Origin of the sequence: Stenotrophomonas sp. 704A1 (assembly GCF_030549525.1) — a bacterium.
Lineage (GTDB): Bacteria > Pseudomonadota > Gammaproteobacteria > Xanthomonadales > Xanthomonadaceae > Stenotrophomonas > Stenotrophomonas tuberculopleuritidis.
In genome coordinates this window covers 2,311,585-2,324,642 of sequence record NZ_CP130831.1, presented here as the reverse complement: position 1 = coordinate 2,324,642, position 13,058 = coordinate 2,311,585, and the positions used below count along the sequence as shown (strand labels likewise).

Here is a 13,058-nt window from a genome sequence, read left to right as displayed (position 1 = left end):
CTCTTTCCTGTCCTGTCCATGCCCGCAGAACCGACCGGCACTGCCCCTGTTCCCGACCCGCGGATGGCGCAGGCGCTGGGGCGTGACCGCCGGCGCGTGGTGCTGAGCTACCTGGTGATGGCGCTGGCCTGGATGATCGCCAGTGATGGCGCGGTGCAGGCCCTGGTGCCCGACCCGCAGCAGGCCGCCCTGTGGCAGAGCGTGAAGGGGGCGTTCTTCGCCCTGGCCAGCGCCGGCCTGCTGTACCTGCTGCTGCGCCCGCTGGCCGAGCACGTGCTGCACACCCATGCCCGCCTGCAGGCGTCCGAGCTGCGCCTGCGGCAGATGTTCGAGGGCAACCCGGGCCCGATCCTGGTCTACGACCTGGACACCCTGGCCATCCTCGATGCCAATCCGGCGGCCTGCGCGACCTTCGGCTGGGATCATGCCGCGCTGCTGGACAACACCATCGACCTGCTCTGGCCGCCGGGCCAGGACCAGGCGCTGCAGACCAAGCTGGAAGCGATCCGCGAGGCCCCCGAGCAGCTGTGCATCCTGCGCGCGCAGCTGCAGCTGCGCGATGGCAGCCTGCGGCAGATGGAGCTGCGTTCGAACGCGATCGACTACGACGGCCACAACGCGCGGCTGCTGATCGCCATCGACCGGACCGCCGAGGACCTGGCCCAGCTGCGCCGCGACCAGGCCCTGGCGCGTGTCGAAGAGGCCCATGAGCTGGCCCGCATCGGTGCGTGGGAACTGGACCCGGCCAGCGGCCAGGGCCGCTATTCCGACCAGGTCTACCGCCTGCTCGGCCGCCGCCCGCCGGACGCCCGGCGCTGGCACCGCTTCGACGAACTGCTGGTGGCCGCCGACCCGGCCACTGCCGCACAGACCGAGCAGCTGCTGGCCGACCTGTGCTCGGGCGAGCCGGTACAGGTGGATGTGCTGCTGCCGCTGCTGGCGATGGATGGCCGCGCCCTGATGGTGCACCTGCGCGCAGCCAGCGGCGTGGACGAGGCCGGCCGCGACCGGGTGCTCGGCACCCTGCAGGACGTGACCGAGCGCGAGCAGTCACGACGCCTGCTGCGCGAACGCGAGGAACAGTTCCGTGAGCTGGTGCGGGTGCTGCCGGACGGGGTGGTGATCCTGTCCGACGAACACGTGCTGTACGCCAATGCCTGGGCCGCCGGCCTGTTCGGCTACGGCAGCCATACCCTGCTGGGCGAACCGTTGTCGGCGCTGGTGGCCGCCACCGACCTGGCGCGGGTACGCACCCAGATGCAGGCCGGCCAGCCGCAGCACAGCCCGGGCCACAGCAGCGTGGTGGCGATGCAGCGCGCCGATGGACGCAGTTTCCAGGCCGGCCTGGCCGTGGGTGATGTGCGCTACGGCGGCCGCGACTGCAAGCTGCTGATCGTGCGCGACCTGAGCGAATCCGAGCAGACCCGCAGCGCGCTGGAGACCAGCAACCGCGAACTGCAGGCCATGGCCGGGCGCCTGTTCTCGCTGCAGGAAGACGAACGCCGGGCGATCTCGCGCGACCTGCACGATGACATCGGCCAGGCGATCACCGCGATCAAGCTGTCCGCCTACGCCGCGCAGGAGGAAGACGATGCGCAGCGACGCGGCCAGGACCTGGCGCAGATCGTCAGCCTGGCCGATACCACGGTCGCCAAGCTGCGCGACATCTCCACCCTGCTGCGTCCGCCGCAACTGGATGCGCTGGGCCTGGAAGCCGCGTTGAGCTGGCAGGCACGGGTGCTGTTCCGCTCTTCGCCGGTGGAACTGCTGGCCGAGATCGAATCGCTGCCGACGCGCCCGGACAACAGCATCGAGCAGGCCTGTTTCCGCATCGCCCAGGAAAGCCTGACCAACGTACTGCGGCATGCACGTGCCAGCCAGGTGCAGCTGCAGCTGCGCGATGTCGGCCAGCGCGGCCTGCATCTGCAGATCCGCGACGATGGCGAGGGCTTCGACCCTGATGGTCCGCGCGGCCTCGGCCTGATCGTGATGCGCGAGCGCGCGCAGAGCGTGGGCGGGCACGTGCGGATCGAATCGGCGCACGGCGCAGGCACCCTCGTCGACGTCCACCTTCCCTACCAGGCCGCCGTCACGGCGACCGTCGAGTCAACGGACTACTGAGCCATGTGGAACCCCAACCTGCCCCTGGTCAGCATCGATGATGCCCCTGATCGCCTGGGTGCCGGCAATCCCGAACTGCAGGCGATGGTCGCCGAGGCCGCGTCCGGCGGCAGCGCCCTGATGCTGATGCACGTGGACATCGACCACTTCGCGTCGGTGAACGAGAACATGAGTGCCGAGGTGGGCGACCAGGCCCTGGTGCTGGTCGCCCAGCGCCTGCAGTCGTATCTGCGCGGGCGCGGCAAGCTGTGGCGCCACGGCAGCGACGAGTTCCTGATCGCGGTGCCGCGTACCGACGATGTGCCGCTGCCGGAGGACTTCGCCGAAGAGATCCGCCAGCAGATGGAACTGCCGCTGTCGGTGCTGCCCTACACCCTGTTCATGACCGGCAAGCTGGGCGTGAGCCTGTGCCCGGAACACGCCAGCAGCGCCTCGCGCCTGCTCGACCATGCCGAGGACGCGCTCTACCAGGCCGCGCGCGAGGGCGGCAACGCCGTGCGTATCCATGCGGTGGACACGCCGCCGAGCGCGCACAGCGAGAGCATCATCGCCCGCCAGATCGTCGACGCCATTCCCAATGGCGAACTGAAGCTGCGCTACCAGCCGCTGGTCAGTGCCCGTGATGGCCATGTGGTGGGCATGGAGGCGCTGCTGCGCTGGCAGTCGCCGACGCTGGGCATGCTGGTGCCGGAACGGTTCATGCGCACCGCCGAACGGCTGGGCATCATCGTGCAGATCGGCACCTGGGTGCTGGAGGGCGCGCTGAAGCAGGCGCGGCTGTGGCGTGACCAGGGCTTCGACGACTTCACCATCGCCGTCAATGTTTCGACCCTGCAGCTGCTGCGGCCGAACTTCTTCGCCGAAGTGATGGCACTGATCCAGGCCGCCGGCGTGCCGGCGCAGATGCTGACGCTGGAGATCAACGAAAGCGCGCTGACCAACAACGTCAACTTCGTGCACGAAACGCTGGCCAACCTGCGCAACGAAGGCATCAGCCTCAGCCTGGACAACTTCGGCACCGGCGATTCCAGCCTGAGCGCGCTGGTGCGCTACCCGGTGGACAAGCTGAAGATCGACCGCAGCTTCATCAAGAGTGCGCCGGCCGGCAACCGCGAAGCGGCCATTGCCCGCGCGATCATCGCGATGGGCCACCAGCTGGGCATGACCGTGATCGCCAATGGCGTGGAATCGCAGGCGCAGCTCGGCTTCCTGCGCCGCAACGACTGCGATGTGTTCCAGGGCTACCTGTTCGGTGAGCCGATGTCGGCCGACGCTGCCGGCATGACCCTGCGCCGCCGCTACCTGCGTCCGGAAGCCTTCGCCGAGACCCGGCCGGACCGCACGCTGCTGCTGCTGGACGATGAGGAGAACGTGCTGCGTTCGCTGGTGCGGTTGTTCCGCCGCGACGGCTACCGGATCCTGGCCGCAGGCAATGTGCGCGATGCCTTCGACCTGCTGGCGATCAACGACGTGCAGGTGATCCTGTCCGACCAGCGCATGAGTGACATGAGCGGTACCGAGTTCCTGGGCCGGGTGAAGATGCTGTACCCGGATACGATCCGGCTGGTGCTGTCCGGCTACACCGATCTCAACACGGTGACCGACGCCATTAACCGGGGGGCGATCTACCGGTTCCTGACCAAGCCCTGGAACGACGACGAGCTGCGCAAGCACATCCACCAGGCATTCCGTACCTACGAGGAGCAGCGCCGCAGCAATGGCGGGCTGGTGGCCGCGGAACCGGCCGACGCCGGCGAGGATCGTACGCCGCCGCGTTGATGGCGGCCGCCGGGCATGGCCCGGCGCTACCGGGTGTCGGGCTTCGCCGGCGCCCCGCTCTCAGCGCGGCTGCTTGATCGGCAGTACCAGGCGGAAGCGCGAGCCGACGCCGGGCGTGCTGTCCAGGTCGATGCGGCCGTGATGCTTGTTGATGATGCTGTAGGAGATCGACAGGCCCAGCCCGGTGCCGCTGCCCACCGGCTTGGTGGTGAAGAACGGATCGAAGATGCGCTGGCGCAGGTCCGGCGAGATGCCGCCGCCGGTGTCCTCGAATTCCACCCACACCGTCTCGCCGTCCACGCCGGTGCGCACGGTGATGGTGCCACGCTCGGCAATGGCGTGGCCGGCGTTGAGCAGCAGGTTCATGTAGACCTGGTTCAACTCCGAGGGCAGGCACTCCACCAGCGGCAGCTGGCCGAACTCGCGTACCAGGTGCACCTTGTACTTCAGTTCGTTCCAGATGATGTTGATGGTCGACTCCAGCCCGGAATGCAGGTCGACCAGCTTCCACGACTCGTCGCGGCCGGAATAGGAGAAGTCCTTCAGGTCGCGCACGATGCGGGTGACGCGCTCGATGCCCTCGCGCGATTCAGCCATCAGCTGCGGCAGGTCACGGCTGATGAAATCGATGTCCAGACGGTCACGGATGTCGTCGATCTCCGGGATCAGCGCCTTCGGGTCGGGCGCACGCAGGGCGCGCTCGTAGGCTTCGATCACGGTGAACAGGCTGCGCAGGTATTCCTGCAGGCTGCCCAGGTTGGAGTGCACGTAGCCGATCGGGTTGTTGATCTCGTGCGCCACGCCGGCGGCCAGCTGGCCGATGGAGGCCATCTTTTCCGACTGCAGCAGTTTTTCCTGGGTGCCGTTCAGGCGCAGGTAGGCCTGGCGCAGCTCGGCATGGCGCTGCTGCAGCTCGCGTTCGTAGTCTTCCTGCCCTTCGATGTGGCGGAACAGGGCCAGGTAGTGCCCCGAGCCCGGCTCGCCGTGGAAGTACAGATGGGCGATGACCACGCCTTCGCCCAGCGGCAGGCTGCCGTTCCAGTGGCCATGCTGGCGCGCGTGTTCCAGCGCATCCGGCGGCAGCAGCTGGCGCAGGCGCTGCGGGGGCGGCAGCGCGCCCTCTTCGCTGCCCAGCAGGTTCTGCGCGGCGGGATTGGCCAGGGCGACCTGCCCGTCCTCGGTGAACAGCAGCAGCCCTTCGCGCAGGCGCTCGAGCAGCGCCTGCAGCACCGGCTGCGGTGGAAGGGGGGCGGTAACCAGGGCGTTGGCAGCGGACACGGCAGCTCGGAGCGATCAAACAGGCGCCCAATATACGCGCTCGTGCGATCGGTCACAGCCCGCTGGAGGCGGTCAGGCGACCGCCGGTCTGTCAGGCGACGGCCAGCGGCCGGCGCGCGGTGACGGTGTGCGATTGGCCCTTGGCGTCGTAGGCCGAGGCATCTTCGGTGCGGCCCATCTGCCGCAGCGCCCAGTTGACCTCGCGCCGCCGCCGCGACAGCAGCACGCCGTTGGCCCGGTTGCGCTCGGCCAGTGCCTGCAGCTGTTCGCCCTCGCCCACCGGCGGCGTGCCTTCCAGCGCACGCAGCGCTTCGAGCTTGGCGCCGGTGGCACGGATCAGGGCATGCACGTCGTGCTCGACCAGGGCCTGGCGTTCAACGTCCAGGGCCTCGGCCAGTCGCTGCAGCGGCTCGCTCATCGCCGCGATCATCCTTGCAGCTGCTGGTCCAGCTCAAGCATGCGCGAAGCGATCGCGTCCGGATTGATCTTGTAGGTGCCGTTCTGCAGCGATTCGCGCACGGCCGCCACGCGCTGGGCGTCGATGGCCGGGGCGGTGCTCAGTTCACGCTCGAGCGCCTGCAGGTTGGTGGCTTCGCCGGTCAGGCGCAGGCTGTCGGCCGCCTCGACCGGGCGGGCCGCCGAATCGCTGCTGACGCCAGGCTTGGCGGCCGGGGTCGTCACGCTGCGCAGTGCCTGGGGGACCTGCAGGTTGCCGTCGATTTTCTGGCTCATGGGGTGTCCTGGAGTTGCCGTTCACAAGGGATAACGGCCACAGGGCCGTGATCTTTAGGGGAATTCTGCAATATTTCAACGCGCCACGATTACGTCACCGGCCGCGTTCACCGTGCCCTGCACGATCCGCCGCGAGGACAGGTTCTCGACCGAGACCCGTTCGTCCTGGCCGGCATCGCCCAGCGCCCGCCCGGCGATACGGACCTCGACCGCGCCGCGGCGCGAGACCAGCGCCACATTGTCTCCACGCTTGATGAGACGTTGCGCCACCAGATCGTTGCTCGACAGCAGGGTCCCCGCCGACAACGGCCGGCGGGCGATCCGCCCGACCGCTGCGGCCGGATCGGCCAGCACCGCGCCGGCAATCCGCGCTGCATCGCGCTGGGCAGTACTGATATCGGCGGCGGCAATGGTTTCTCCAGTGCCGATGCCCCGGGTCAGCACCAGTACCGTCTGGTTGCGCCGCACCTTTACCGGTACGAACAGGCGCCAGCCGCCGGCATCGGGACAGTTGACCTCCACCGTGGTGGTGGCGGTGGGCTGCACCTGCAACCCGCTGCCACAGCGCGGCAGGCGCAGCGCATCGGCCACGACCGCCTCGCCATTAGTGCCTGCCGGCAGGGTGGAGAGGGCGGCGGCACGGATGCTCGCCACCGGCTGCCAGTCGGCGGCGGCCGCCCACGGCGCCGCCGTGGCCAGCGCGAGGGCAATCAGACATGTGACCCGGCGCATGGCGCCTCCTGTCGATGGGATCTGGCCCGGATGCGTGCAAGGCGCATGCCACACCGGCGAACCGGGCAACGGCCCTGCCCTGCCGCGCCGAGCCACATGCAGCTCGGCACACCGCCCTCAAGTTCCGCCGCTGCGCCGCCGATACAGCAGCCATGTCCCATGACCTGCTCAACCGGATCGACCAGCGAACCCGACTGGCCGGCCACAACCGCCTGGCGCTGCTGCTGTTCCGTCTCGGCGGACGTCAGCTTTTTGGCGTCAATGTCTTCAAGGTGCAGGAAGTGCTGCGCCGCCCGGAGCTGTTCCAGGTACCCGGGCTGCCCGCCCAGTTCGCCGGCGTAGCCGACGTGCGTGGCCGCTCGGTGCCGGTGCTGGACCTGGGCCTGGCCATCGGCCACCCCGAACGCGAGCCGGATGCGGACACCGCGCCGGGCTACCTGGTGGTGACCGAGTTCAACCGTTCGATCCAGGGCTTCCTGGTCAGCGGCGTGGAACGCATCGTCAACATCGCGGTGGAAGACATCCATCCGCCCCCGGAGCTGGGCGCCGAGTCGAGCTACCTGACCGCGGTGACCCGCTTTCAGGGCGAACTGATCCAGGTGATCGACGTGGAAAGCGTGCTCGCCGACATCGCCCAGGTGCGCGGCGAGGCGGTGCTGGACCCGGCCATGGCGATGCCCGCCGACGCACCGCAGCTGCAGGTGCTGGTGGTGGACGACTCGCGGGTGGCACGCCAGCAGATCCGCAGCGTGCTGGACCAGCTGGGGGTCGGCGCGACCCTGCTGTCCGATGGCAAGCAGGCGCTGGACCACCTGCTGCAGATCCACGCCTCGGGTGAAAACCCGGCCGAGCGCTATGCGATGGTGATCTCGGACATCGAGATGCCGGCCATGGACGGCTACACGCTGACGACGGAAATCCGGCGCCACGCGGGGCTGTCCGGCCTGTATGTGCTGCTGCACACGTCCCTGTCGGGCGTGTTCAACAATGCGATGGTGGAGCGCGTCGGCGCCAATGCCTTCGTCGCCAAGTATTCCCCCCACGAACTGGCCGATTTCGTGCTGGACCGCCTGCGCAAGGTCGCGATGGCGGCGTAACGCCGGGGTCTTCCGCCGGGCATGGCCCGGCGCTACCGGATTCTGGCAGCACCCCAGGGTAGCGCCGGGCCATGCCCGGCGAGCGCAGCGGCACACGTCCGCCCTTCCCTTTTGGCACACCCCTTGCAGCTTCCCGGGCAACGTTCCCGTGGGAGTGCACCGTGCGCAACCTGATTACCGACTACCTGGGCGTCCATGCCCAGGCCATGCCGTTGCGCGAACAGCGGATGAAGCTGATCGCCAGCAACCTCGGCAATGCCGACACCCCCGGCTACAAGGCCCAGGACCTGGACTTCGATTCGGCCCTGCGCCACGCCCAGGGGCTGGATGCCAACGGCCTGATGACCACCACCAACGAGCAGCACTACGAGATCGGTGGTGGCCTGAATCCGTTCCAGGTGGCGCGCGAGGGCGTGCAGCCCAGCCTGGACGGCAATACCGTCGATCCTGACGCCGAACGCGCAGCCTACGGCCGCGCGGCGCTGGAATACCGTGCATCGCTGAGCTTCGTCGAAAGCAAGGTGCGTTCCATGCTCACCGCGATCACGGGGCAATAAGCCATGAGCAACCTGCCGATCTTCGACATCGCCGGCTCCGCGCTGCAGGCGCAGTCCGTGCGCATGAGCACCATCGCCTCCAACCTGTCCAACGCCGACAGCATCGCCGGCTCCGCCGACGCGGTGTACAAGCCGCTGGAACCGATCTTCCAGGCGGTGACCAGCAAATCCGACCCGAACATCACCTCGGTGAAGGTCAAGGAAATCACCCAGAGCGATGCGGCGCCGATCAAGCGCTACGAGCCGGGCCACCCGCTGGCCGACGGCGACGGCTACATCTACCAGCCCGACGTCGATCCGGTGGCGCAGATGGTCAACCTGATCTCGACCTCGCGCAATTACCAGGCGGGCGTGGAGATGCTGACCACCGCCAAGGAACTGGCCCTGGCCACCCTGACCATGGGCCGCTGAGGCCCGCTGCACCGGACACCGCCATGACCACCGCCGTCAACAACCAGACCAACCAGGACGTCTACGCCGCGCTCGGCCTGAACGCCCCCAACAGCAACGCCACCAAGAAGAAGAACACGCTGGACCAGGCCGATTTCCTGCGCCTGATGACCGAGCAGCTGCAGCACCAGGACCCGCTGAAGCCGATGGACAACACGCAGATGGTCTCGCAGATGGCGCAGATGTCGACCGTGCAGGGCATCACCGATCTGAACAAGTCGGTCAAGGGCTTCCAGGAATCGATGGCCAGCGACCAGGTGCTGCGTGGTGCCGCGCTGGTCGGCCACCAGGTGCTGGTGCCCTCGGAAAAGCTGGTGCTGGAAAAGGAGGGTTCGGTGGAAGGCACCGTGGCCGCCCCGGCCGCGGGCATCGTCACCGTCGACGTCACCGATGCCAACGGCGCCAAGGTCACCTCGATCAGCGTGGAAGCCAAGGCCGCCGGCGAAACCGCGTTCACCTGGGACGGCAAGGATGCCAACGGCAAGCGCATGGAGCCGGGCAAGTACAGCATCGTCGCCAACCACGTGGATACCACCGGCAAGAGCACCAAGCTGTCCACCTTCGTACAGGCACCGGTGGAAAGCGTGACGGTCGGCTCCGACGGCCTGTACCTGAACCTCAAGGGCCTGGGCACGGCCCCTCTCGACTACGTGCTCCGCGTCAGCTGAGCCGCACACCCCGCATCCACAAGGAGCATCCCATGGGCTTCAACATTTCCCTGTCCGGCATCAATGCCGCCAACTCGGACCTGAGCGTCACCGCCAACAACGTCGCCAACGTCAACACCACCGGCTTCAAGCAGTCGCGTGCCGAGTTCGCCGACCTGTTCGCCGCCACCAGCTACGGCCTGTCCAAGAACGCGATCGGTTCGGGCGTGCGCGTGTCCAACGTCGCCCAGCAGTTCATCCAGGGCAACAACGAGCAGACCGGCCGCAGCCTGGACATGGCGATCTCCGGTGAAGGCTTCTTCACCATGAACATGAACGGCGCACGGGTGTATTCGCGCGCCGGCAACTTCCAGACCGATGCCGCCGGCTATGTGACCAACCCGCAGGGTGCACGCCTGCAGGTGTTCGCCCCCAACGCCGATGGCACCAACTTCGATGCCGGGCGCCTGGTCGACCTGCAGCTGCTGACCACCGACAGCCCGCCCAAGCAGACCAGCGAAGTCAAGGTCGGCTTCACCCTGCCCGGCAACGCCAAGCAGCCGACGGTGGGTACCTTCGACCCGACCGATTCCAACAGCTACAGCCATTCCAGCGGCGGCATCACCGTGTACGACTCGCTGGGCGTGAGCCACACCCAGGTGTCCTACTTCGTCAAGGAAGCCGCCACCAACGCCTGGACCGTGCACAACTACGTCGACGGCCAGCCGGCCGGCACCCCGACCCCGGTCACCTTCGACAACGCCGGCAAGCTGACCGCCCCGGCCAACGGCAAGATCAGCCTCGGCACCTTCACCCCGACCACCGGCGCCGGCGTGCTGAACATGACCCTGGACGTGAGTGGCTCGACCCAGTACGGCGAGAAGTTCGCGCTGCGCAACACCCAGCAGGACGGCTACGCCGCCGGCAAGCTCAACGAGATCACCGTGTCGGAAACCGGCGTGGTGTTTGCCCGTTACTCCAACGGCGACGACAAGGCGCTGGGCCAGGTGGCACTGACCAGCTTCAACAATCCGCAGGGGCTGGAACAGAAGGGCAACAACCTGTGGGTGGAGACCTTCGATTCGGGCACCCCGCGTACCGGTGCGGCCGATACCTCCAACCTGGGCAAGATCCAGGCCGGTTCGCTGGAATCGTCCACCGTCGACCTCACCGAGCAGCTGGTCAACATGATCACCGCGCAGCGCAACTTCCAGGCCAACGCGCAGATGATCACCACCCAGGACCAGATCACCCAGACCGTCATCAACATCCGTTGATGACGCGCTGACCCTGTCACGGAACTCCCCGCATGGATAAAGCCCTTTACGTGGCGATGACCGGTGCCCGCGCCTCCCTGCAGGCGCAGGGTACGCTCAGCCACAATCTCGCCAACTCCGACACCCCCGGCTTCAAGGAAGCGCTGGCCAACACCGAGGCCTTCCCGATCCGTGGGCCGGGCTTTGCCTCGCGGGTGGATGCACTGCACGTCGATGCCGGCTTCAACCGCGTGCCCGGCGCGCAGCAGATCACCGGCAAGCCACTGGACCTGTCGCTGCAGACCGGCACCTGGCTGGCCGTGCAGGCCACCGATGGCAGCGAGGCCTACACCCGGGGGGCCGCATTGTCGGTCACCCCGAACGGCCAGCTGGTGACCTCCAGCGGCCGGCCGGTGCTGGATGACAACAACAACCCGATCGCGATCCCGCCCTACCAGGCGATGGAGATCGGCAACGACGGCACGATCTCGATCATCCCGCAGGGCGAAGGCCCGCAGACGATGGCGATGATCGGCCGGATCAAGGTCGTGCAGGCGCCCGACGAGCGCCTGCAACGCGGGCTGGACGGCCTGTTCCGCAACACCGACCCGCTGCAGCCCTTCGCCCAGGCGCAGGGCACGGCGGTGCACAGCGGCCAGCTGGAAGGCAGCAACGTGGATGCGGCCGGCGCACTGGTGCAGATGATCCAGCTGCAGCGCCAGTACGAAATGCAGGTGCAGGTGATCAAGCACGGCGACGACAACGCGCGCAGCGCCAACAGCCTGTTGCGCCTGGGCAGCTGACGGAATTCCGGCACCGGCCGTCGCCGCTGCTGGCACGCCGCTTGCACCACCTCCCCCATGGGCCGCATCGCGCGGCCGGCTTCACCCAGACAGGACTCCGAAGATGAACCAGGCATTGTGGATCGCGAAAACCGGACTGGATGCGCAGCAGATGCGCATGTCGGTGGTTTCCAACAACCTCGCCAACACCAACACCACCGGCTTCAAGCAGGACCGCGCCAGCTTCGAGGACCTGCTGTACCAGCAGGTGCGCCAGCCTGGCGGTTCCTCTTCGGCGCAGACGCAGCTGCCCACCGGCCTGCAGATCGGCACCGGCGTGCGCGTGGTGGCCACCGCCAAGAACTTCGAACAGGGCAGCCAGCAGCAGACCGGCCGCGCCCTGGACGTGATGGTGAACGGCCGCGGCTTCTTCGAAGTGCAGATGCCCGACGGCAGCTCGGCCTACACCCGTGATGGCTCGTTCAAGATCAACCAGGACAGCGAGCTGGTCACCAACAGCGGGTATCCGGTGCAGCCGGGCATCCAGATCCCCGAAGGCGCGCAGTCGGTCACCATCGGTACCGACGGCACCATCAGCGTGAAGATGGCCGACGACGCCGCATCGGTGGAAGTGGGCGCGCTGACCCTCACCGACTTCGTCAATCCCGCCGGCCTGCAGGCCCGCGGCGAGAACCTGTTCCTGGAAACCACCGCATCGGGCCCGGCACAGAACGGCAACCCCGGCCTGAACGGCCTTGGCACCGTGGTGCAGGGCGCCCTGGAAGGCAGCAACGTCAACGTGGTGGAAGAGCTGGTGTCGATGATCGAAACCCAGCGCGCCTACGAAATGAACGCCAAGGCGATCTCCACCACCGACTCGATGCTCGGCTACCTCAGCAACAAGCTCTGACCGGCCCAACCCGGATACCGCCATGTCGCCCATCTCTTCCCTCGCCCGCACCGCCCTCGCCTGCGCCGTGGCTGCCCTGCTCGGCGGCTGCGTGATCGCCGGCGACGTGCGTCCCTACCCCACCATGGCACCGCTGCAGCCGATCGTGCCGCCGCAGGCTGAACCGACCGCTGGCGCGATCTACGCCGCCGGCCCGACCCTGCAGCTGTACTCGGACCGGCGCGCACGCGATGTCGGCGATCTGCTGACCATCACCCTTCTGGAAAACACCACCGCGCAGACCAGCGCCAACACCGCCACCGCCAAGGAGTCGGACCTCAGCATCGGCACGCCGTCGATCTTCGGCGCACCGGTCACCCTGGGCGGCAAGGACATCCTGAGCGCGACGGCGAAGGGCTCGCGGGACTTCACCGGCAAGGGCAACAGCGCGCAGAGCAACCGCCTGCAGGGCAATGTGACCGTGACCGTGGTGCAGCGCCTGCCCAACGGCAACCTGGTGGTGCAGGGCCAGAAGAACCTGCGGCTGAACCAGGGCGATGAACTGGTGCAGGTGCAGGGCGTGGTGCGCCCGGGCGACATCAGTGCCGACAACACCATTCCGTCCAGCCGTGTGGCCGAGGCCCGCATCGTGTACGGCGGCCGCGGTCCGGTCGCGCAGTCCAACGCGATGGGCTGGCTGAGCCGCTTCTTCAATTCCGGGCTGACCCCGTTCTGAGC

14 protein-coding genes are annotated in these 13,058 nt (G+C 67.9%); 10 read left to right on the top strand and 4 right to left on the bottom strand.

Going from position 1 to position 13,058, the window contains the following annotated elements:
• Nucleotides 1-18: 18 nt before the first annotated feature.
• Nucleotides 19-2,121 carry a sensor histidine kinase gene (locus tag Q5Z10_RS10970; protein WP_303639103.1) on the top strand — a complete coding sequence of 701 codons (2,103 nt, stop codon included), beginning with the start codon at nucleotides 19-21 and terminating at the stop codon, nucleotides 2,119-2,121.
• 3 nt (nucleotides 2,122-2,124) lie between these two features.
• Entirely contained in the window at nucleotides 2,125-3,900 is a 1,776-nt protein-coding gene (locus Q5Z10_RS10965; RefSeq protein ID WP_303639102.1) for an EAL domain-containing protein, read from the top strand.
• Nucleotides 3,901-3,960: 60 nt separating this feature from the next.
• Here Q5Z10_RS10965 and Q5Z10_RS10960 read toward each other — a convergent pair whose 3' ends face one another.
• The 4 genes from Q5Z10_RS10960 to flgA form a co-directional block, all read right to left on the bottom strand.
• On the bottom strand, nucleotides 3,961-5,178 hold the full coding sequence (locus tag Q5Z10_RS10960; protein WP_303639101.1) for an ATP-binding protein: 1,218 nt from the start codon (nucleotides 5,176-5,178) through the stop codon (nucleotides 3,961-3,963).
• Between the two features lie 91 nt (nucleotides 5,179-5,269).
• A complete protein-coding gene (locus Q5Z10_RS10955) occupies nucleotides 5,270-5,608 on the bottom strand; it encodes a flagellar protein FlgN (RefSeq protein ID WP_303639100.1) in 339 nt (112 codons plus the stop codon).
• On the bottom strand, nucleotides 5,605-5,910 hold the full coding sequence (flgM, locus tag Q5Z10_RS10950) for a flagellar biosynthesis anti-sigma factor FlgM (protein WP_303639099.1): 306 nt from the start codon (nucleotides 5,908-5,910) through the stop codon (nucleotides 5,605-5,607). Before flgM ends, Q5Z10_RS10955 begins: the two co-directional genes overlap by 4 nt.
• A gap of 75 nt (nucleotides 5,911-5,985) precedes the next feature.
• On the bottom strand, nucleotides 5,986-6,642 hold the full coding sequence (gene flgA / locus Q5Z10_RS10945; RefSeq protein ID WP_303639098.1) for a flagellar basal body P-ring formation chaperone FlgA: 657 nt from the start codon (nucleotides 6,640-6,642) through the stop codon (nucleotides 5,986-5,988).
• 152 nt (nucleotides 6,643-6,794) lie between these two features.
• On the opposite strand from flgA, the gene Q5Z10_RS10940 reads away from it, so the two are divergent.
• The 8 genes from Q5Z10_RS10940 (at nucleotide 6,795) to flgH (ending at nucleotide 13,056) form a co-directional block, all read left to right on the top strand.
• A complete protein-coding gene (locus tag Q5Z10_RS10940; RefSeq protein WP_303639097.1) occupies nucleotides 6,795-7,739 on the top strand; it encodes a chemotaxis protein in 945 nt (314 codons plus the stop codon).
• 161 nt (nucleotides 7,740-7,900) lie between these two features.
• Nucleotides 7,901-8,296, top strand: a complete 396-nt coding sequence (gene flgB / locus Q5Z10_RS10935; protein ID WP_303639096.1) for a flagellar basal body rod protein FlgB — start codon at nucleotides 7,901-7,903, stop codon at nucleotides 8,294-8,296.
• Between the two features lie 3 nt (nucleotides 8,297-8,299).
• Nucleotides 8,300-8,707, top strand: a complete 408-nt coding sequence (gene flgC, locus Q5Z10_RS10930; RefSeq protein WP_303639095.1) for a flagellar basal body rod protein FlgC — start codon at nucleotides 8,300-8,302, stop codon at nucleotides 8,705-8,707.
• A 23-nt stretch (nucleotides 8,708-8,730) separates the two neighbouring features.
• On the top strand, nucleotides 8,731-9,414 hold the full coding sequence (locus Q5Z10_RS10925) for a flagellar hook assembly protein FlgD (protein ID WP_303639094.1): 684 nt from the start codon (nucleotides 8,731-8,733) through the stop codon (nucleotides 9,412-9,414).
• Between the two features lie 32 nt (nucleotides 9,415-9,446).
• Entirely contained in the window at nucleotides 9,447-10,670 is a 1,224-nt protein-coding gene (flgE, locus tag Q5Z10_RS10920; RefSeq protein ID WP_303639093.1) for a flagellar hook protein FlgE, read from the top strand.
• 32 nt (nucleotides 10,671-10,702) lie between these two features.
• A complete protein-coding gene (locus Q5Z10_RS10915; protein ID WP_303639092.1) occupies nucleotides 10,703-11,452 on the top strand; it encodes a flagellar basal body rod protein FlgF in 750 nt (249 codons plus the stop codon).
• A gap of 103 nt (nucleotides 11,453-11,555) precedes the next feature.
• Nucleotides 11,556-12,341 carry a flagellar basal-body rod protein FlgG gene (gene flgG, locus Q5Z10_RS10910; protein ID WP_049467327.1) on the top strand — a complete coding sequence of 262 codons (786 nt, stop codon included), beginning with the start codon at nucleotides 11,556-11,558 and terminating at the stop codon, nucleotides 12,339-12,341.
• A 22-nt stretch (nucleotides 12,342-12,363) separates the two neighbouring features.
• A complete protein-coding gene (flgH, locus tag Q5Z10_RS10905) occupies nucleotides 12,364-13,056 on the top strand; it encodes a flagellar basal body L-ring protein FlgH (protein WP_303639091.1) in 693 nt (230 codons plus the stop codon).
• Nucleotides 13,057-13,058 lie beyond the last annotated feature (2 nt).

Excerpts from the sequence above, each read along its gene's own strand:
- Q5Z10_RS10970 (WP_303639103.1), top strand. The coding sequence starts at position 19 with ATGCCCGCAGAACCGACCGGCACTGCCCCTGTTCCCGACCCGCGGATG.
- Q5Z10_RS10965 (WP_303639102.1), top strand. The coding sequence starts at position 2,125 with ATGTGGAACCCCAACCTGCCCCTGGTCAGCATCGATGATGCCCCTGAT.
- Q5Z10_RS10955 (WP_303639100.1), bottom strand. The coding sequence starts at position 5,608 with ATGATCGCGGCGATGAGCGAGCCGCTGCAGCGACTGGCCGAGGCCCTG.
- flgM (WP_303639099.1), bottom strand. The coding sequence starts at position 5,910 with ATGAGCCAGAAAATCGACGGCAACCTGCAGGTCCCCCAGGCACTGCGC.
- flgA (WP_303639098.1), bottom strand. The coding sequence starts at position 6,642 with ATGCGCCGGGTCACATGTCTGATTGCCCTCGCGCTGGCCACGGCGGCG.
- Q5Z10_RS10940 (WP_303639097.1), top strand. The coding sequence starts at position 6,795 with ATGTCCCATGACCTGCTCAACCGGATCGACCAGCGAACCCGACTGGCC.
- flgC (WP_303639095.1), top strand. The coding sequence starts at position 8,300 with ATGAGCAACCTGCCGATCTTCGACATCGCCGGCTCCGCGCTGCAGGCG.
- Q5Z10_RS10925 (WP_303639094.1), top strand. The coding sequence starts at position 8,731 with ATGACCACCGCCGTCAACAACCAGACCAACCAGGACGTCTACGCCGCG.
- flgE (WP_303639093.1), top strand. The coding sequence starts at position 9,447 with ATGGGCTTCAACATTTCCCTGTCCGGCATCAATGCCGCCAACTCGGAC.
- Q5Z10_RS10915 (WP_303639092.1), top strand. The coding sequence starts at position 10,703 with ATGGATAAAGCCCTTTACGTGGCGATGACCGGTGCCCGCGCCTCCCTG.
- flgG (WP_049467327.1), top strand. The coding sequence starts at position 11,556 with ATGAACCAGGCATTGTGGATCGCGAAAACCGGACTGGATGCGCAGCAG.
- flgH (WP_303639091.1), top strand. The coding sequence starts at position 12,364 with ATGTCGCCCATCTCTTCCCTCGCCCGCACCGCCCTCGCCTGCGCCGTG.